This is a genomic window from Cupriavidus pauculus (assembly GCF_008693385.1).
Classification (GTDB): domain Bacteria; phylum Pseudomonadota; class Gammaproteobacteria; order Burkholderiales; family Burkholderiaceae; genus Cupriavidus; species Cupriavidus pauculus_D.
In genome coordinates this window covers 300,821-317,310 of record NZ_CP044067.1, presented here as the reverse complement: position 1 = coordinate 317,310, position 16,490 = coordinate 300,821, and the positions used below count along the sequence as shown (strand labels likewise).

Annotated in this window: 16 protein-coding genes and 1 pseudogene; 11 read left to right on the top strand and 6 right to left on the bottom strand. The window is 65.2% G+C overall.

Features of this window, described 5'->3' with window-relative positions; translation table 11 throughout:
• Window positions 1-174: 174 nt before the first annotated feature.
• Window positions 175-686: pseudogene (locus FOB72_RS32995) on the bottom strand (ISNCY family transposase); the annotation flags it as partial.
• Between FOB72_RS32995 and FOB72_RS32235 the strand changes: the two are divergent.
• Entirely contained in the window at window positions 646-807 is a 162-nt protein-coding gene (locus tag FOB72_RS32235; RefSeq protein ID WP_191002458.1) for a hypothetical protein, read from the top strand. The pseudogene FOB72_RS32995 and the gene FOB72_RS32235 sit on opposite strands and share 41 nt — an antisense overlap.
• Before the next feature lie 115 nt (window positions 808-922).
• On the opposite strand, the gene FOB72_RS19690 is transcribed toward FOB72_RS32235, so the two are convergent.
• A complete protein-coding gene (locus FOB72_RS19690; protein WP_150374427.1) occupies window positions 923-1,858 on the bottom strand; it encodes a Dyp-type peroxidase in 936 nt (311 codons plus the stop codon).
• A gap of 241 nt (window positions 1,859-2,099) precedes the next feature.
• Here FOB72_RS19690 and FOB72_RS19685 point away from each other — a divergent pair, with 241 nt between their 5' ends.
• The 6 genes from FOB72_RS19685 to FOB72_RS19660 all read left to right on the top strand — a co-directional run bounded on the left by FOB72_RS19685 (window position 2,100) and on the right by FOB72_RS19660 (window position 7,761).
• The gene (locus FOB72_RS19685) at window positions 2,100-3,080 is read left to right on the top strand and encodes a Bug family tripartite tricarboxylate transporter substrate binding protein (protein ID WP_150374426.1); all 981 of its coding nucleotides are present in this window, start codon (window positions 2,100-2,102) and stop codon (window positions 3,078-3,080) included.
• Window positions 3,081-3,089: 9 nt separating this feature from the next.
• A complete protein-coding gene (locus tag FOB72_RS19680; RefSeq protein WP_150374425.1) occupies window positions 3,090-4,259 on the top strand; it encodes a mandelate racemase/muconate lactonizing enzyme family protein in 1,170 nt (389 codons plus the stop codon).
• A gap of 5 nt (window positions 4,260-4,264) precedes the next feature.
• On the top strand, window positions 4,265-5,107 hold the full coding sequence (locus tag FOB72_RS19675; protein ID WP_150374424.1) for a fumarate hydratase: 843 nt from the start codon (window positions 4,265-4,267) through the stop codon (window positions 5,105-5,107).
• A gap of 11 nt (window positions 5,108-5,118) precedes the next feature.
• Window positions 5,119-5,682, top strand: a complete 564-nt coding sequence (locus FOB72_RS19670) for a fumarate hydratase C-terminal domain-containing protein (RefSeq protein WP_150374423.1) — start codon at window positions 5,119-5,121, stop codon at window positions 5,680-5,682.
• A gap of 96 nt (window positions 5,683-5,778) precedes the next feature.
• Window positions 5,779-6,507, top strand: a complete 729-nt coding sequence (locus FOB72_RS19665; protein WP_223851701.1) for a GntR family transcriptional regulator — start codon at window positions 5,779-5,781, stop codon at window positions 6,505-6,507.
• A gap of 99 nt (window positions 6,508-6,606) precedes the next feature.
• Window positions 6,607-7,761: a hypothetical protein gene (locus FOB72_RS19660; RefSeq protein ID WP_191002350.1), complete on the top strand. Its 1,155-nt coding sequence runs from the start codon at window positions 6,607-6,609 to the stop codon at window positions 7,759-7,761.
• A 13-nt stretch (window positions 7,762-7,774) separates the two neighbouring features.
• On the opposite strand, the gene FOB72_RS19655 is transcribed toward FOB72_RS19660, so the two are convergent.
• Complete coding sequence (locus tag FOB72_RS19655) at window positions 7,775-9,226, bottom strand: sensor histidine kinase (RefSeq protein ID WP_150374421.1); 1,452 nt, start codon at window positions 9,224-9,226, stop codon at window positions 7,775-7,777.
• Window positions 9,223-9,963 carry a response regulator transcription factor gene (locus tag FOB72_RS19650; protein ID WP_150374420.1) on the bottom strand — a complete coding sequence of 247 codons (741 nt, stop codon included), beginning with the start codon at window positions 9,961-9,963 and terminating at the stop codon, window positions 9,223-9,225. Before FOB72_RS19650 ends, FOB72_RS19655 begins: the two co-directional genes overlap by 4 nt.
• Before the next feature lie 119 nt (window positions 9,964-10,082).
• On the opposite strand from FOB72_RS19650, the gene msrB reads away from it, so the two are divergent.
• Genes msrB through msrA form a run of 3 tightly spaced genes read left to right on the top strand, consistent with a single transcriptional unit; the run spans window position 10,083 to window position 13,175 of the window.
• Window positions 10,083-10,613, top strand: coding sequence for a peptide-methionine (R)-S-oxide reductase MsrB (msrB, locus tag FOB72_RS19645; protein ID WP_150374419.1), 531 nt, complete (start codon window positions 10,083-10,085; stop codon window positions 10,611-10,613).
• A gap of 14 nt (window positions 10,614-10,627) precedes the next feature.
• Window positions 10,628-12,403, top strand: a complete 1,776-nt coding sequence (locus FOB72_RS19640; protein WP_150374418.1) for a cytochrome c biogenesis protein DipZ — start codon at window positions 10,628-10,630, stop codon at window positions 12,401-12,403.
• Window positions 12,404-12,431: 28 nt separating this feature from the next.
• Window positions 12,432-13,175 (top strand): peptide-methionine (S)-S-oxide reductase MsrA, encoded by a 744-nt coding sequence (msrA, locus tag FOB72_RS19635; RefSeq protein WP_150374417.1) that lies wholly within the window; start codon window positions 12,432-12,434, stop codon window positions 13,173-13,175.
• 12 nt (window positions 13,176-13,187) lie between these two features.
• On the opposite strand, the gene FOB72_RS19630 is transcribed toward msrA, so the two are convergent.
• On the bottom strand, window positions 13,188-14,162 hold the full coding sequence (locus tag FOB72_RS19630; protein ID WP_223851700.1) for an alpha/beta fold hydrolase: 975 nt from the start codon (window positions 14,160-14,162) through the stop codon (window positions 13,188-13,190).
• Window positions 14,163-14,413: 251 nt separating this feature from the next.
• On the opposite strand from FOB72_RS19630, the gene FOB72_RS19625 reads away from it, so the two are divergent.
• Window positions 14,414-14,878, top strand: coding sequence for a DoxX family protein (locus FOB72_RS19625; RefSeq protein ID WP_150374416.1), 465 nt, complete (start codon window positions 14,414-14,416; stop codon window positions 14,876-14,878).
• On the opposite strand, the gene FOB72_RS19620 is transcribed toward FOB72_RS19625, so the two are convergent.
• Complete coding sequence (locus FOB72_RS19620) at window positions 14,875-16,419, bottom strand: GMC family oxidoreductase (RefSeq protein WP_150374415.1); 1,545 nt, start codon at window positions 16,417-16,419, stop codon at window positions 14,875-14,877. The genes FOB72_RS19625 and FOB72_RS19620 overlap by 4 nt on opposite strands.
• Between the last annotated feature and the right edge of the window lie 71 nt (window positions 16,420-16,490).

The following is a 16,490-nucleotide window of genomic DNA, read 5'->3' as shown; positions in this document are numbered from 1 at the left end:
CAATCGATACAAACCAGCACGAATAAGACAGGGGCGGGATTCATGGATACAATCATCGAGTCCCTCTGCCAATATTGCGATGTTTTTTGAAGAATTTTTGACTGCTGAAAATATCATTAATCAAGTTCTTCGATCGGATGATTTTGAAAAAATTAGATCCAGGGGGGGGAGGACTTAAATATGGTGAGTGTTTTCGCGTAGCGCCTGCACCTTCTGCGCAATCCCCAGTACATGGCCCAGCCGCTTGTTCTCGACGATCGCGGCCTGGTCGATGTCTGGATAGCGATCGTGGGTGGTGTAGGGCAGGGAGGTGTCGTCCGCCCATAGCTCGATCGCACCGTCGGGATATTCGGCCACCTCGATGTAGCGATGGATCAGCTGCCGGCCGGAAGATCCTCGAGCAGGCACAACGTCTTGTCGTACTGGAGGCTCAGGCTGTGCGAGACCTTGCGCCATTCGCGCCAGCAGAAGATCCGCCGTAGATCCTCATGGTGATGTATCGGCCGATGGGCGTTGAAATCGCTGCTTGGAACCTTGGCGAACCGGGCGTTGTAATCGGCGATGAAGGCGGGCGCATACGCGTTGGCGTCGGCCATCGAGCTGATGCCGCGCAGGCGCAGCTCCTTCACCAGCCGGTCCTGCAGCGTGCCATTCATCCGTTCGACACGGCCCTTGGCCTGGCTCGTGTTGCAGCCGCAGCAGCTGGCGGTGCCCGGGCTGGCCGCGCTGATGCGGCACCAGGCCCATCGGGCCGTCCACGCGCCAGCGCTCGACCAGACGGCGGACCTGCCGGGTGGTGAGGTATAGGTCCGGGAAGCGGACATTCTGATTTGGCCCCAACCGGATTCTCGTATAATCCATCTTATGTTAAATAAGATATCCAACTGTGCAGCAGCCTTTGCGCACAGTCGGTACCTCGTCCTCAGTCCCCCAACGCTTCCAGGAATCCCGCCGGCGGCACGAAGAACAGCCCGCCTGTTTTCGCCTGGCTGAAGTCCAGCAGGCGGTCATAGTTGCCCGGTGGTTTGCCTACGAACATGTTTTCCAGCATTTCCTCGATCGGTGCCGGTGATCTCGCGTAGCCGATGAAGAACGTGCCGAACTCGCCCTTGCCCGGTTGGCCGAACGGCATGTTGTCGCGCAGGATCTTGATCTCCTTGCCATCCTTTTCGATGGTCGTCAGCGCGCTGTGCGAGTTCGATGGTTTGACCGACTCGTCCAGTTCGATGTCGTCCAGCTTCGTGCGGCCGATCACGCGTTCCTGCGCTTCCACGGTCAGGTCGTTCCATGCCCCCATGTCATGCAGGTACTTCTGCGCGATGACATAGCTGCCGCCGGCGAACGTCGGGTCTTCGTCTCCGATGATCGTGAACTCGGCCATCTCGTTGTCTTCGGGGTTCTCCGTGCCATCGACGAAGCCCACCATGCTGCGCATGTCGAAGTATCGGAATCCATGGACTTCGTCCACGACCGATACGGCGTCGCCCAGGCGCTTCATGACCTGCGTCGCGAACTCGAAGCACAGGTCCATCTGGTCCGCCCGGATATGCAGGAGCATGTCCCCGGGCGTGGCGATCGCGTGCCGTTTGCCTTCGCCGAACTCCCGGAAAGGATGCAGCTCCGCCGGGCGTGGCGTGCCGAACAAACGGTCCCACGCCGCCGATCCGAAACCGCAGACGCATGACAGGTAAGCCTGCGGCTGGCGCTTGCCGACCGAGCGCACCAGCGCGGCAATGTCGCCGCACAGTGCCTTGACCTTGTCGCCCTGCTCACTGCCTTCGGCAATGGTCGCGACGATAAAAATGGCCGAACGGGTGATGGGATTGCAAACGGCTTGGGGTGTGGGCGTGTTCTTCATCTTGTCGTTGGGTGGTGGCGAGCGTGGGGAGGCCGCTCGCGTGAAAGCATACGACTTCCCGTTCCGTCGGGCTACCCTGCCGCGCCGATCAGCGCTTCGATCAGCCCCTTCGACGATCGAGAGCCGCATGGTCCGCTGATGCCTGATCGCCGCACGGCTTGACCGCCGTGATCCCGCTCACTACTATTGGTCCGTACCAATAAAAAGTAGTAACTATTAGATTCCCTCAAGGAGGAGACACATGAAGAAGCGACATCTGCTTCTCGCCGCGGCCGCGGCATGGATAGGCGCAGCCGTGCCCGCTGCCTACGCATCGGCGGGCTACCCTTCGGCGCCCGTGACGATCGTGGTGCCGTTTGCCGCGGGCCAGACCGGCGACATCATTGCCCGCCTGATCGGCAAGGAACTGGCCGAACGCCTGAAGCAGCCCTTCGTGGTCGATAACCGGGGCGGCGGCGGGCGCATCGGCACCGCGTATGTCGCCAAGGCCAGGGCCGATGGCTACACGCTGCTGCTGACGAGCACGGGCCCCTACGCCATCGCACCGGCGCTGTATCCGCGCACGATGCAATACGACCCCGTGCGCGACTTCACGGGCATCGCCGAGGTGGCCACCACGCCGCAGATCATCGCGGTCTCGCCGAAATCGGGGATCAACACCTTTGCGGACCTCGTCAAGCAGGCGCAAAAGAGCGATCTGTCGTACGGCTCGGCCGGCAATGGCTCGACCCAGCATCTGACGATGGAGCTCCTGAAGAAGGAACTGAATTTCCCGCTCGTGCACGTGCCGTTCAAGGGCAGTTCCGAATCGAAGACGCAGGTCATGAGCGGGATGATCCCGGTGACCTCGGACTCGCTGCCCGCCATCTACACGAACATCAAGGCCGGCCAGATGAAGGCGATCGCGGTCGTCGACAAGCAGCGCTCGGCCTATCTGCCGGACGTTCCCACGCTTGCCGAATCCGGCTTCCCTGCCCTGTCCACGGTCGCGTTCTTCGGGCTGGTGGCCCCGAAGAACACGCCGAAGGATGTCGTGGCCGTCCTCAACAAGAACCTGATGAAGATCGCGCGTACGCCCGATTTCCAGCAGAAGATGAAGGAGCTCGCGATGACGCCCGCGCTGGAGAAGTCTCCCGAACAGTTCACCGCCTACCTGACGGAAGAAGTCACGCGCTGGAAGAAGATCGTCCAGGACTCGAACGTCAAGGTCGAAGACTACTGAGATCACGCCATGCGCATCGTCAACATCCTCCACAAGCGGCTGCCGCTGCGGAGCAATATCGCCAACGCGCTCGTCAATTTCTCGGAGCACACGGTCTCGCTGGTCGCGATGGTCTCCGACCAGGTCCGCAATGGCCGGCCGGTCATCGGCTATGCGTTCGACTCGATCGGCCGCTACGATCAGGAAGGGATTCTCAATGGCCGGATGATCCCACGCCTGCTCAAGGCGTTGCCCGACGCGCTGCTCGACGAAGCCGGCAAGCTATCGCCGGCCAGGGTCCTGCAAACGGCGATGCAGAACGAGAAGCCCGGCGGCCACGGCGATCGCGCGCATGCGGCGGCCGCACTGGAGCTCGCCGCGTGGGATCTGATCGCCAAGCTCGATGACGTTCCCGCCGCGGTGGCCATCGCACGCCAGTGCGGACGCGAGGCCGACACGCGCATCGGCGTCTACGCGGCCGGCGGCTACTACTACCCGGGAGAGGATGTGGCCGGCCTGCGCCGCGAAGTCGAATGCCATATCGAACGGGGCTTTACGCGCTTCAAGATCAAGATCGGCGGCGCGCCGCTGGGACAGGATCTGGAACGCGCGCAGACGGCTGTCGATACGGCCGCGACGCTTGGCGACGGCGCGCGCGTTGCCGTGGACGCCAATGGGCGCTTCGATCTCGATCAGGCCATCGCCTATGGCCGCGCCATGTCCGGGTTACCGCTCATGTGGTACGAGGAGCCGTGCGATCCGCTCGACTACGCGAGCAACAGCGAACTGGCAAAGCACTATCGCGGCGCGCTGGCCACCGGCGAAAACCTGTTCTCCGCGCAGGACGTCCGGAACCTCGTGCTCTTTGGCGGCATGCGTCCTGGCCTCGACATCTTCCAGATGGATTCGGGCCTGTCCTATGGCGTGACCGGCTATCTGCGCATGCTGCACGAGATGGAAACGCGAGGCTTCTCGCGCCGCGCCGCGTTTCCGCACGGCGGGCAACTGCTGGCCCTGCATGTGGTGGCCGGCCTCGGGCTCGGCGGCTGCGAAGTCTATCCCGATATTTTCCAGCCACTCGGTGGCTTCGGCGACGACGCGCGCGTGGAGGACGGCCATGTCGCGCTGCCGTCGCTCCCGGGCTTCGGCTTCGAAGGCAAGGCCGAACTGTGGCAAGAACTGACTGCACTCAAACCCTGACCATCATGAGAGAGATTCACGTAGATACCCTGACCGATGCGGTCGCGCAGCTGTGCATCGACGCCTGCCACCGCCTGCCGGACAACCTCGTGCAGAGCTTCCACAAGGCGGCCGAGAAGGAAGTGTCGCCGCTGGGCAAGTCCGTGCTGATGAAGCTGATCGACAACGATCGCATCGCGCGCGAGAACGATGTCTCCTATTGCCATGACACGGGGCTCGCCATCGTGTTCGTCGAGGTCGGACAGGATGTCCACCTCGTCGGCGGCCACTATGAAGAGGCCGTGCAGGCGGGCGTGCGCAAGGGCTATGCCGAAGGCTATATGCGCAAGTCCGTGGTGTCCGATCCGCTGCTGCGTGTGAACAGCAACGACAACACCCCCGCCGTGGTCCACACGGAGATCGTTCCCGGCGACAACATCGAGGTCACGGTGGTGCCCAAGGGCGGCGGCAGCGAGAACTGGAGCACGATGAAATTCCTGCTCCCCGGCGAAGGCGCCGAGGGCGTCAAGAAGTTCGTGCTGTCGGCCATCGAGGCCGCGGGCGGTGCCGCCTGCCCGCCGCTCACGGTCGGCGTGGGCATCGGCGGCAGCTTCGACAAGGTCACGGCCATCGCCAAGAAGGCGATCCTGCGGGATATCGGCGAGCATCACAAGGAACCGCATATCGCACAGCTGGAAGCCGAACTGCTGGAAGCGATCAACAAGACCGGCATCGGTCCGCAGGGCTATGGCGGCATCAATACGGCGCTCTGGGTGTCCGTCGAAACCTATGCCTGCCATATCACCGCATTGCCGGTGGCGGTCAATATCCAGTGCCACGCGGGCCGTCGTGCCACGGCGGTGATCTGAGGACGCGCATCATGACGACACATCGACTGACCACGCCGCTGACCGACGAGGCCATCCGGCAGTTGAACATCGGCGACGAGGTGCTGCTCTCCGGCACGATCTATATGGCGCGCGATGCCGCGCACAAGCGCTTTGTCGATACGCTCGCGCGGGGCGAGGACCTGCCCGTGGACCTGAAGGGACAGGTCGTGTTCTATGGCGGCCCCGGCCCGACCAAGCCCGGCCATGCGATCGGCGTGGTCGCGCCCACGTCGGCCTATCGGATGGACCCCTATGCCACGGTGCTGTTCGACTACGGCGTCAAGGGCGCCATCGGCAAGGGCGACCGCGGCGACGCGATCCGGGCGTCGTGCAAGCAGAACACGGCGGTCTGCTTCTCGGCGATCGGCGGGATTTCCGCGACGCTGTTCTCCTGCATCAAGTCCGCGGAGGTCATCGCCTACGAAGACCTCAAGACGGAGGCGGTGCAGCGCCTCGTCATCGAGGATTTTCCGCTGCTGGTCACCAACGACGCGCAGGGCCGCGACATGTACGAGGAAGAAGTCGCGCGCTACAGGAAGCTGCTGAACAGCTGACCCGCGCGGCGGACCGGCGGACTTTGTGTACGATAGCGCCTGTCGAAGGCCGGGCGGATGCCCGGCCGACCGATCAACATCCGGACCGATGGAACAGTGCGTTACACAGAACTGGCGAACTCCCTTGTCAAGGGCATTACCGAAGGCACGTTTGCCATCGGCCAACAACTGCCCAGCGAGCTGGCGCTGGCGGACCAGTACGACGTCAGCCGCACCACGGTCCGCGCCGCGCTCGACATCGTGGAAGGCCTTGGCCTGATCACGCGCCGCCGGCGGGCCGGCACGATCGTCTGCTCGAAGACGACCACGAACACCTACACCAAGTCCGTCAACACGATCGAGGACCTCGTCAACTACGCGAGCCATACGGAACGCGAGGTGCTCGGGGTATCGAACGTCGTGGCCGACGAAGCCCTCGCGGCCGCGCTCGAATGCAAGCCGGGCACGCGGTGGATGCGCATCCGCATGCTGCGTACGGAGATGGATGGCGACGGCACGCCGCTGTGCTGGAACGATGCCTACCTGGAACCGAAGATCGGCCGGCGCGTGGCGCCGCTGGTGCCCAACGGCACCGGGCTGCTGAGCCAGATCATCGAGCAGACCGTCGGCGTGACGGTGGCCGATATCAAGCAGACGATCGGCGCGACGACCATCGCGGGCGACATGGCACGGCGGCTGCTCGTCGATCCGGGCACGGCCGGGCTCGAGATCACGCGGACCTATCTGGACGACGCCAAGCAGGCGTTTCTGATTACGGTCAACACCTACCCTGCCGACAAGTTCCGCTTCACGTTCTGGATGCATCGGACGCCGACGTCGGCCTGATACCCGGAGCAAGTGCCTCAGGGGGCATTTATCGTCAATTATTTGCCAGAGATAATTTATCGACGTAGAATAATTCGCGATAAATAGCCGTATGTTGCGATGACCCAGCCCACACCCGCCTCGACCCGATATACCTTCCGCCGTCCGGCGTTAGCCGCGAGCTTCTGCGCGGCGCTCAGCGGCGACGGCCTGCTGGACGCGCGCTCGGGGCTGTTTCTGGCCGCCCCGCGCCGCGTCGGCAAATCGACCTTCCTGCGCGAGGACCTCGTCCCCGCCGCCCAGGAGCGCGGGTGGGCGACGGTGTACGTGGACCTCTGGTCGAACAAGGCGCACGACCCGGGCGAACTGATCGCCGATGCGATCAAGCACGAGATCGCGGAATACGCGGGCATCGTCGGCAAGGCCGCGAAGGCCGTCGGACTCACCAAGGTCACCGTGATGGGCACCCTGGGGCTGGACCTGACATCGACCGGACTGCCGCCGGGCGTGACGCTGACCCAGGCGCTCACGACCCTCCACAAGGCCGCGAAACGTCCGGTGCTGCTGATCGTGGACGAAGCCCAGCACGCCCTTACGACCGAAAAAGGCGTGGAGGCAATGTTCGGCCTCAAGGCCGCGCGCGATGCGATGAACGCGTCCGGCAAGGCGCCAGACCTGATGCTGGTCTTTACCGGCTCCAGCCGGGACAAGCTCGCGCATCTCGTCATGAACGCGCGCATGCCGTTCTTCGGCTCGCTGGTGACCCCGTTCCCGTTACTGGACCGCAAGTTCACGGACGAATACACGGCCAGCGTGAACACGGCCCTCGCATCGGGCAACCAGTTCGAGCCCGATGCCGTCTACGAAGCATTCGAGATGGTCGGACACCGCCCCGAGCTGCTTCGCCATCTGATCTCCACCATCGCGATTGCAAACGAGTCCCCCTACCTCAGCCAGCGGCTGCGGGACGATGCGGGACTCGTGCAGGAGCGCCTGTGGAACGAAGTCGAAAGCGAGTTCGCGTCGCTCTCGCCATTGCAACAGGCCGTGATCCGCGTGATGGCCATGAAGCAGGGCCAGTTCTCGCCGTTCGGCGAGGCGGCCATGCGCGCGTACAAGGGCTTCCTTCCGGCCGATACGACGGTGAACAACGCCACGGTACAGAACGCCATCGACGCGCTGCGCGAGCGCGAGATCCTGTGGAAGGAATCGCGCGGCACCTACGAGATCGAGGATCAGTCGTGGCTGAACTGGCTGCGAACGCTGAAGCCTTGACGTGACGCCGGCCCTAGCGTGACACCGGCAGCGCGAACCGCAGCGTCGCCCCGACCGGTGTATCGACAAGGCGGATCTGGCTGCCGTTGAGTTGCAGCATCCGCTGCACGATCAGCAATCCCAGCCCGCCCCCGCGATGCGCGCCACCGGACGGGAACGGCCGATTGAAGATGGACTCCCGCAACGCGGCGGGAATGCCCGGGCCCGAATCGCTGACCGTGACGGCGACCTTGCCATCTTCGGCGGCGAGGTCCACTTCGACCGTCCCGCCGGCCGGGGTGTGGCGAATGGCGTTGTCGAGCAGGTTCGTCAGCACGCGCTCGATCATCCCGAGGTCGGCCCTGACGGCGGGCAGCATGGGCGGGACACCCGCGCGAAGGTGCAGCTGCTTGGCTTCGGCGGGGAGCGCGAACTTCTCGAGCACGTCCTGCGCGAGATCCACCATCGAGAACGCTTCCGGCGTGGCCTGCACCATGCCGTGCTCCAGCCGGGCGAGTTCGAACAGCGCCTGCGCCAGGCCGCCGACCTTGGCGCTCTGGGCCAGGGCGATGTCCAGGTACCGCTGGCGCTCCTCCCGGCTCAGCACATCGGCCTTCAGCGACAGCGCTTCCAGGTACCCGTGCAGGGAGGTTAGCGGCGTGCGCAGGTCGTGCGAGATATTGGCGACCATGTCGCGCCGTTCCTGATCCTGCTGGGCCAGTTCGCGCCATTGCGCGTCGATACGGCTAGCCATCTGGGAGAACGCGGTTTCCAGCGCGGTAATCTCGTCGCGGGCCGCGGGCGCAGGCGGGCGTTCGGTGCGGACCGCGTGGCCACCGGTCGAGTCGAACTGGCTGATCTTCACGGTCAGGCGGCGGAGCGGGCGCGTGATAAGCGCGAACGCGGCAAGACCCGCGGCCAGCCCCAGCGTGGTCACCAGCGCCATGGACCACAACGTCGTCCGCATGACCGCCGTGCGCGATGCCTGCGCCGCCAGCTTGTCGTGCGCTTCGCCCTGCAATACGACGTAGATATATCCGCCCTGCCGCAATGGCGCGGCGCTGAAGACCTTGCGCGCGGACGCGCTGCGCGGATCGTCGCCGAAGATCGGCAGCGCGCCGCCGTCGATCAGCTTTCTGATGGGCGCGAGATCGACACGATCGCGGATCAGGTGCCCCTCCGGCGCGTCATGGCCGCGAATCCGGCCCTGATCGTCGAGCAGATAGACCTCGACGCTCGGATTGACCACCATCAGCTGGCCGAACAGGCGGCGCAGCGCGGCCGGCTCCAGCTCGCTCTGGTCCTCGCGCAGCGCCGTGCGCCCGATATAGGCCGCGAGTCCCCGCGAAATATCCTGCACGACCTCGGTCTCGTGCATCGCATTGGCCCGCACCTGCAGCCACGCGGACGCCCCGCAGCAGGCGAGCAGCAACGCCGCGAAGACGCCGGCGAGCTTCTGGCTCAGTGACAGCTGAAGGCGCTTCAAGACGGCGCTCCCGGCGAGGCATCGCCCGCCGCGGGATCGGCGACGAAGCGATACCCCCTGCGCCAGACCGTCAGGATCCGCCGCGGTTGCGCGGGATCGACCTCGATCTTGGTACGCAGGCGGTTGATATGGGTGTTCACCGTGTGTTCATACCCTTCGTGCTGATAGCCCCAGACCTCGTTGAGCAGGTCCATGCGCGAGAACACCTTGCCCGGATGGCGCGCGAAGAAGTACAGCAGATCGAACTCGCGCGGCGTCAGGTCGAGCCGCCTGCCATCGATCGACGCTTCATGCGCGAGCGGATCGACGCTCAGGCCCGCATGGTCGATGCTGCCGAGATTGGCGCGCACGTCCCGCGCCAGCGCGTCGACGCGGCGCAGCAGCGCCTTGACCCGCGCCACGAGTTCGAGCATCGAGAACGGCTTGGCGAGATAGTCGTCGGCACCGATCTCGAGCCCCAGCACGCGATGGACCTCGCTGGACCGCGCGCTGATGATGATGATCGGCGTATAGCGCGTCATGGCCCGCGCGCGGCGGCAGATCTCCAGCCCATCCACCCCTGGCAGCATGAGGTCCAGAACCAGCGCATCCCACCCGCCCTGCTCGAGCAGCCGCAGGCCTTCCGTGCCGTCCGCGGTATGCACGACGTCATAGCGCTCGTCGCGCAGATGCAGGGCAAGGACGTTGGCGATGCCGACGTCGTCCTCCACGAGGAGAATGCGTTTGGTAGGGTCCATGGCGCTATTGTGCAGAAAACCGCCGGCGCAGTTATCACAGAATGTTTAAGGTTTGGCGAGGACTTGGCGACGGAAGCGCACCTAATCTGCGAATATCCGCAGCCACTCTGGAGTTGACCATGGGCATGTCGAGACGCATTCTCCTATCGGGCGGCACCCTCGCCGCCGCCGTGGCCGCCATGGGCGGCTGGCGCGTGCTGAATGCCGCGCCGCGGCCCGGCGAAGCCGGCACGCCCTCCCCGACGCCGGCCGGCGGCTTTCCGTTCCAGCTATCCGACGCCGAGTGGCGCGCAAAACTCAGCGCGAACCAGTACGCGGTACTGCGGAAGGAAGGGACCGAGCGCCCGTACAGCAGCCCGCTCAACGACGAGCATCGCAAGGGCATCTTTGCCTGCGCGGGATGCGACCAGCCGCTGTTCTCTTCCACCACCAAGTTCGATAGCCGTACCGGCTGGCCCAGCTTCTGGGCGCCCCTCGAGAACGCCGTGGGCACCGAGGACGACCGGAGCTTCGGCATGGTGCGCAGCGCCGTGCATTGCAGCCGCTGCGGCGGCCATCTCGGACACGTGTTCAACGATGGACCGAAGCCGACCGGCCTGCGCTACTGCATGAACGGCGTGGCCATGACGTTCCGCGCGGCCGCTGCCTGACCGGAGCCCTTGCCATGCTGCTCCTCGTGCTGTCTTTCCTTGGCGGGGTGCTCACGATCCTGAGCCCCTGCATCCTGCCGGTGCTGCCATTCGTCTTCGCACGCGCCGATCAGCCCTTCGTCCGTAGCGGCTTGCCGCTGCTCGCGGGCATGGGCGTGACGTTTGCCGCGGTGGCGACGCTTGCCGCCGTGGGCGGTGGCTGGGTGGCGCAGGCCAACGAGTTCGGGCGCTGGCTGGCCATCGCGCTGCTGGCCGCGTTCGGGCTGGCGCTGCTGCTGCCGCGTCTGGCGGAACGGCTCATGCATCCGCTGGTCGGGGCGGGCAGCCGGCTCTCGAACCTTGCCGAGAGCGGTGGCGGCAAGAACAGCGCCTCGGCCTCGTTTCTGCTCGGCATCGCCACGGGGCTCGTCTGGGCGCCGTGCGCGGGCCCGATTCTCGGCCTGGTGCTGACGGGCGCGGCCCTGCAGGGGGCGAGCATCGGCACCACGCTGTTGCTGCTGGCCTATGCGGCCGGCGCGGCCACGTCGCTGGCCATCGCGCTGCTGATCGGCGGCCGCGTGTTCGCGGCCATGAAGCGCTCGCTCGGGGTCGGGGAATGGATTCGCCGCGGCATCGGGGCGGCGATGCTCGTGGGTGTCGGGGCGATTGCGCTGGGACTGGATACCGGCCTGCTGACGCGCATCTCGACCGTCGCGACCGGTGGGCTGGAGCAGCAGCTCGTGAACAAGCTGTCCCCGAAGCCGGCGCAAGGCGTCAATGACGGCGGCTCGATGATGATGATGCGCACCGCCAACACCGACGCCGTGCTGCCGGTCGAAGGCAGGTTCCCGGGCCTCGACGGCGCCGTGCAATGGCTGAACTCGCCGCCGCTCAGCGGCGAAGCACTGCGCGGCAAGGTCGTGCTCGTCGATTTCTGGACCTACTCCTGCATCAACTGCCTGCGTACCCTGCCCTATGTGAAAACCTGGGCAGAGAAGTATCGGGACAAGGGGCTTGTCGTGATCGGCGTGCATGCGCCCGAGTTTGCGTTCGAGCGCAATATCGACAATGTCCGCAAGGCCGCGCGCGACCTGGGCGTGACCTACCCCATCGCCATCGACAACAACTATGCGATCTGGCGCGCGTTCGGCAACAACTACTGGCCCGCGCACTACTTTATCGATGCGCAGGGACGCATTCGCTTCCACCATTTCGGGGAAGGCGAGTACGAGAAATCGGAGGCGGTCATTCGCCAGTTGCTCGCGGAGGCCGGCCATGCGGACGTCGCCGGAGCGGACGCGCCCACGGGTGCAAGAAAGGTCGCAGCGACGGGCGTCGAAATGGCCCCCGACAAGGATGCGATGCGGTCGCCGGAAACCTACGTCGGCTACGCGCGTGCCGAGAACTTCGTGTCGGACGGCGGGGCGAAGGAAGACGAGCCGAAGGACTACCGTACGCCCGCCGATCTCGCGCTCAATCAGTGGGGCCTGACCGGCAACTGGAAGGTCGGCGAGGAAGACGCGACGCTCGGGCGTCACGCGGGCGGCATCGTCTATCGCTTCCATGCGCGCGATCTGCACCTCGTGCTCGGTCCTTCGGCCGATGGCAAGCCCGTGCGATTCCGTGTGACGATCGACGGCAAGGCGCCCGGGGCCTCGCATGGCACCGATGTGGCGGCCGATGGCGGCGGCACGGTGACGGACCAGCGGCTCTATCAACTGGTCCGGCAGAGCGGCGACGTCCACGACAGGACGTTTGCCATCGAATTTCTCGATCCCGGGGTGAAGGCGTATGCCTTTACGTTCGGCTAATGTATTCCCTTCTTCAGAGAGTCAGATCATGAACGTCATCGCCACACTGCAACGCCGGCTGCGCCCTACCCCCGCCCGGCTCGCCGGACTGGCATTGCTGGCCGCCTTGTTCGGCGGCGTCGCCAGACCGGTGCTATCGAGCGAACCCGCGGTCAAGATTCCCGCGCCGGTGGCCGACGAGAAGCCGGGCGCATCGGGCCCGGGCCGCACCCAGACCGCCGTCTTCGCGGGCGGCTGCTTCTGGGGCGTGCAGGGCGTGTTCGAACACGTAAAGGGCGTGACGCGCGTGACCTCGGGCTATGCCGGCGGCGCGGCGAACACCGCGCAGTACGAGCGCGTGGGCACGGGCACGACCGGCCATGCCGAGTCCGTGGAAATCCGCTACGACCCGACGCAGGTCAGCTACGGCAAGCTGCTGCAGATCTTTTTCTCGGTCGCGCATAACCCGACGCAACTGAACTACCAGGGTCCCGACCACGGCACGCAGTACCGCTCGGCCATCTTCCCGACCACGCCCGAACAGCAGACAATCGCGCAGAACTACATCGCCCAGCTTGGCGGCGCCAAATCCTTCGGCGCCCCGATCGTGACGCGCATCGAGCCCAACAAGGGCTTCTACGCCGCCGAGGACTACCATCAGGACTTTCTGGTCAAGAACCCGAACCATCCGTATATCGTGATCAACGACCTGCCGAAGGTCGCCAATCTGAAGACGATGTTCCCGGACATCTATCGCGACGATGCGGTGCTGGTGTCGAAGCGGGCGATGTGATGGGCCCGCCGGTCACCGGCAGAGCTTTCGGTCCAGAAATCCGCGGATCATCGGCGCCATGACATCGAGTTTGTCCTCGAGCGCGAAATGTCCGGTGTCGAGCAGATGGAGCTCGGCGTCGGGCAGGTCGCGCTTGTAGGGATGCGCGCCCGGCTCCGGGAAGATCTTGTCGTTCTTGCCCCAGACGATCAGGGTCGGGGGTTTGCGTTCGCGGAAGAAGGCCTGGAATTTCGGGTAGAGCGGGACGTTCGTTCCATAGTCGCGGAACAGATCGAGCTGGATATCCCGGTTGCCGGGCCGATCCAGCAACGCCTGGTCGATGACCCAGTTGTCGGGGCTGATGCGCGAGAGATCGCTCATGCCGTCCGTGTACTGGAATTTCGTCGTATCCAGCGTGACGAGGCCCGCCAGCGCATTCCGGCGTGCCGGCGTGTCTTCCGCCCAGTACGCCTTGATGGGGTCCCAGAATGCGCCCAGCCCTTCCGTATACGCGTTGCCGTTCTGCACGATCAGCGCCTGCACGCGTTCGGGGTGGGCAATGGCGAGCCGGTACCCGACGGGCGCGCCGTAGTCCATGACGTACATGCTGTACCGCGCCGCGCCAAGCTTGACCGTGAGCTTGTCGATGATGTCCGCGTATTGCGCGAAGGTGTACGCGAAATTTGCCCGGTCCGGCATGCCGCTCTGCCCGAACCCGGGGTAGTCGGGCGCGATCACGTGGTACCGGTCCGCGAGGAGCGGGATGAGGTTACGGAACATATGCGACGACGTCGGGAACCCGTGCAGCAGCAGCACGACCGGTCCGTTGGCGGGACCCGCCTCGCGGTAGAAGACATCGACGCCATCGATCGACGCCGTTCGGTAGTGCACGACGGCGACGGCCTGCGCGGTCCCGGCGCGGGCCGGTTTGGGGCACGCGGCCAGTGCGGGTTGGACGGCAGCGAGCAGCCCAGCCATCCACAGCGTATTCAGCAAGCGGCACGTCATGTCGAATTCTCCCGGCGGTAGACCCTGCGTCGTCTAGATACCGTACGACCCGCGGCAAGACAATTCACATTAAATCCCGTGAAGCAGAGCCGGTCGGATTCGCACAGGTCCTGTCGGCGGTTAACACTGCGGGCTCGATCATCGCCGTTTGATTGTTGGCGATTCCCGGAAGGACCTGACAGGTTTGGCCCGTATATCTGACGGCCATACCCGTAAACAATGCGCGGACGTCTCCCTCGATCGAGCGACCCATGACCCGCCTCTCGCATGCCTCCCGCCATGAACCCGCTTGCTATGCCCTGCTCCGCGTCGTCTTTGGCGCGGTGCTGTTCACCCACGGCCTGCCCAAGGCGCTCGGCACCTCGCATGGGTCGATGGCCGATCCCATGGCGGGATCGATCCGCCTGATCGGCGACGTGATGGGTTTGCCGTTTGCCCCGCAGCTCGCGTTTCTCGTCATGCTGCTGGAGACAGGTGGCGCGCTCATGCTCCTGCTCGGGCTTGGCACGCGATGGATCGCGGGCCTCGTCGTACTGGAGATGCTGGCCATCAGCTACGCGCTGGGGCCCACGTGGCCGTGGATCGACCGGGGCATCGAGTTCCCCGTGCTCATGGGCTGTCTGGCGCTGTATATGGTCGCGCGCGGCGGCGGCGCCTATGCGGTGGACACGCTGATCGCCCGCCGCATGGTGGCCGCCCCCGCCTCGCTCCGCTAGATGCCGTAGGCCGTGCGGATCTGCTCCGCGGCGCGCTCGCCGACGACCACGCAGGGCGCCATCGTGTTCCCGCTCGTGACGTGCGGCAACACGGATGCATCGGCGATGCGCAGCCCTTCGATGCCATAGACTTTCAGGCGGCCATCGACCACCGACATCGCATCGCGCCCCATCTTCGCCGTGCAGCACTGGTGCCAGTATGTGACCGCCGCATTGCGCGCGTAGTCCTCCAGCTCCTTGCCGCGCAGCTTGCCGGGCAGCGCTTCACGCGTGACGAGCCTGTCGAAGCAGGGCCTGGCGCCGAGCTCGCGCACGAGCGCGATATTGGCGAGCGCGGTCTTCATATCGTTGGGATGCGAGAGCGTGTTCGCCTCGATGATCGGCGCATCGCGCACATCGGGGCCCGACAGCCGCACGCGTCCGCGGCTTTCCGGATGCGCAAGGCCCGCGAACATGGTCCAGCCATGCAACGGAACGTCCATCGCCATGGTCTCCGCGCTCGGCACCGGCATTTCGGTCTGGCAGTGGAACATGTCGGGCAGATGCATGCCCGGCTCGCTCGACCAGTACAACGTGGCCTCCGAGCCGCCGTGGCCGATGGCCTGAGGCTCGCGGTATTCGAAGATGACGCCGAACGACACGTGGTCCTGGTGATTGGCCCCCACGCCTGGCAGGTGCTGCACGACGGGCAGGCCGTGCCGGCGCAGTTCATCCTCGTCGCCGATGCCGGACTGCATCAGTACCTTCGGCGTATTGATCGCGCCCATCGACAGGATGACCTCACGGTTCGCACGGAAGATATGACGCTCGCCGTGATGGATCGCTTCCACGCCGACGACGGTCGTGCCGCGCAGGACAAGGCGGGACACGAGCGTATGGGGCAATACGGTGAGATTGGGCTGCCCGATGCGCGGATGCACATAGGCGCGATAGATCGACGACCGCTTGCCGTCGCGAACGATCAGGTCGCTGATCGCGGCACCGCCGCGCCCTTCCATCATGGCGCCGTTCGGGTTGTCGTAGCTTGGAATGCCGAGCTCGCGCGCGGCATCGACCATCGCGTGGGCAATCGGCTGCGCCTGGCGCGCCGGGCTGACGTACACGGGGCCGTTCACGCCGCGCCGCAGCGGATCGGGCGTGCCCTGGTAGTTCTCCACGCGCTGATAGATCTTGAGCACCGATTCGTAACCCCAGCCGGGGTCGCCCGTCGCCTCCGCGAAGTCCTCCCAGTCGTTGCGATGCCCGCGGGCCCACACCATGACGTTGATGCTGGAACCGCCGCCGAGCACCTTGCCCATGTTCAGCGGAATGGCGCGGCCATTCACGTGGCGATTCGGCTGGGCCATGAAGTTCCAGTCGCGCACGCCGCCAAGGTTCATCGACCATTGTGCAGGGCTCATCACCTCTGGCACGTCGTCGCTGCCACCCGCCTCGATCAGCAGCACGCGGACGTCGGGGTTCTCCGCCAGGCGCGCGGCAACGACCGATCCGGCCGTGCCCGCACCGCAGACGATGAAATCAAATGCTTCGCTCGGGACCATCGTGTTCCTTTCAGGGGGGAGTTGCGATGAGCCGGAGTCTAATTCAATTCCATCGAACCTATCAATTTTGT

Bases quoted from the DNA above. Each gene is read 5' to 3' on its own strand.
- FOB72_RS19690 (WP_150374427.1), bottom strand. From the start codon at position 1,858: ATGAAGAACACGCCCACACCCCAAGCCGTTTGCAATCCCATCACCCGT.
- FOB72_RS19685 (WP_150374426.1), top strand. From the start codon at position 2,100: ATGAAGAAGCGACATCTGCTTCTCGCCGCGGCCGCGGCATGGATAGGC.
- FOB72_RS19680 (WP_150374425.1), top strand. From the start codon at position 3,090: ATGCGCATCGTCAACATCCTCCACAAGCGGCTGCCGCTGCGGAGCAAT.
- FOB72_RS19675 (WP_150374424.1), top strand. From the start codon at position 4,265: ATGAGAGAGATTCACGTAGATACCCTGACCGATGCGGTCGCGCAGCTG.
- FOB72_RS19670 (WP_150374423.1), top strand. From the start codon at position 5,119: ATGACGACACATCGACTGACCACGCCGCTGACCGACGAGGCCATCCGG.
- FOB72_RS19660 (WP_191002350.1), top strand. From the start codon at position 6,607: ATGACCCAGCCCACACCCGCCTCGACCCGATATACCTTCCGCCGTCCG.
- FOB72_RS19650 (WP_150374420.1), bottom strand. From the start codon at position 9,963: ATGGACCCTACCAAACGCATTCTCCTCGTGGAGGACGACGTCGGCATC.
- msrB (WP_150374419.1), top strand. From the start codon at position 10,083: ATGGGCATGTCGAGACGCATTCTCCTATCGGGCGGCACCCTCGCCGCC.
- FOB72_RS19640 (WP_150374418.1), top strand. From the start codon at position 10,628: ATGCTGCTCCTCGTGCTGTCTTTCCTTGGCGGGGTGCTCACGATCCTG.
- msrA (WP_150374417.1), top strand. From the start codon at position 12,432: ATGAACGTCATCGCCACACTGCAACGCCGGCTGCGCCCTACCCCCGCC.
- FOB72_RS19630 (WP_223851700.1), bottom strand. From the start codon at position 14,162: ATGACGTGCCGCTTGCTGAATACGCTGTGGATGGCTGGGCTGCTCGCT.
- FOB72_RS19625 (WP_150374416.1), top strand. From the start codon at position 14,414: ATGACCCGCCTCTCGCATGCCTCCCGCCATGAACCCGCTTGCTATGCC.
- FOB72_RS19620 (WP_150374415.1), bottom strand. From the start codon at position 16,419: ATGGTCCCGAGCGAAGCATTTGATTTCATCGTCTGCGGTGCGGGCACG.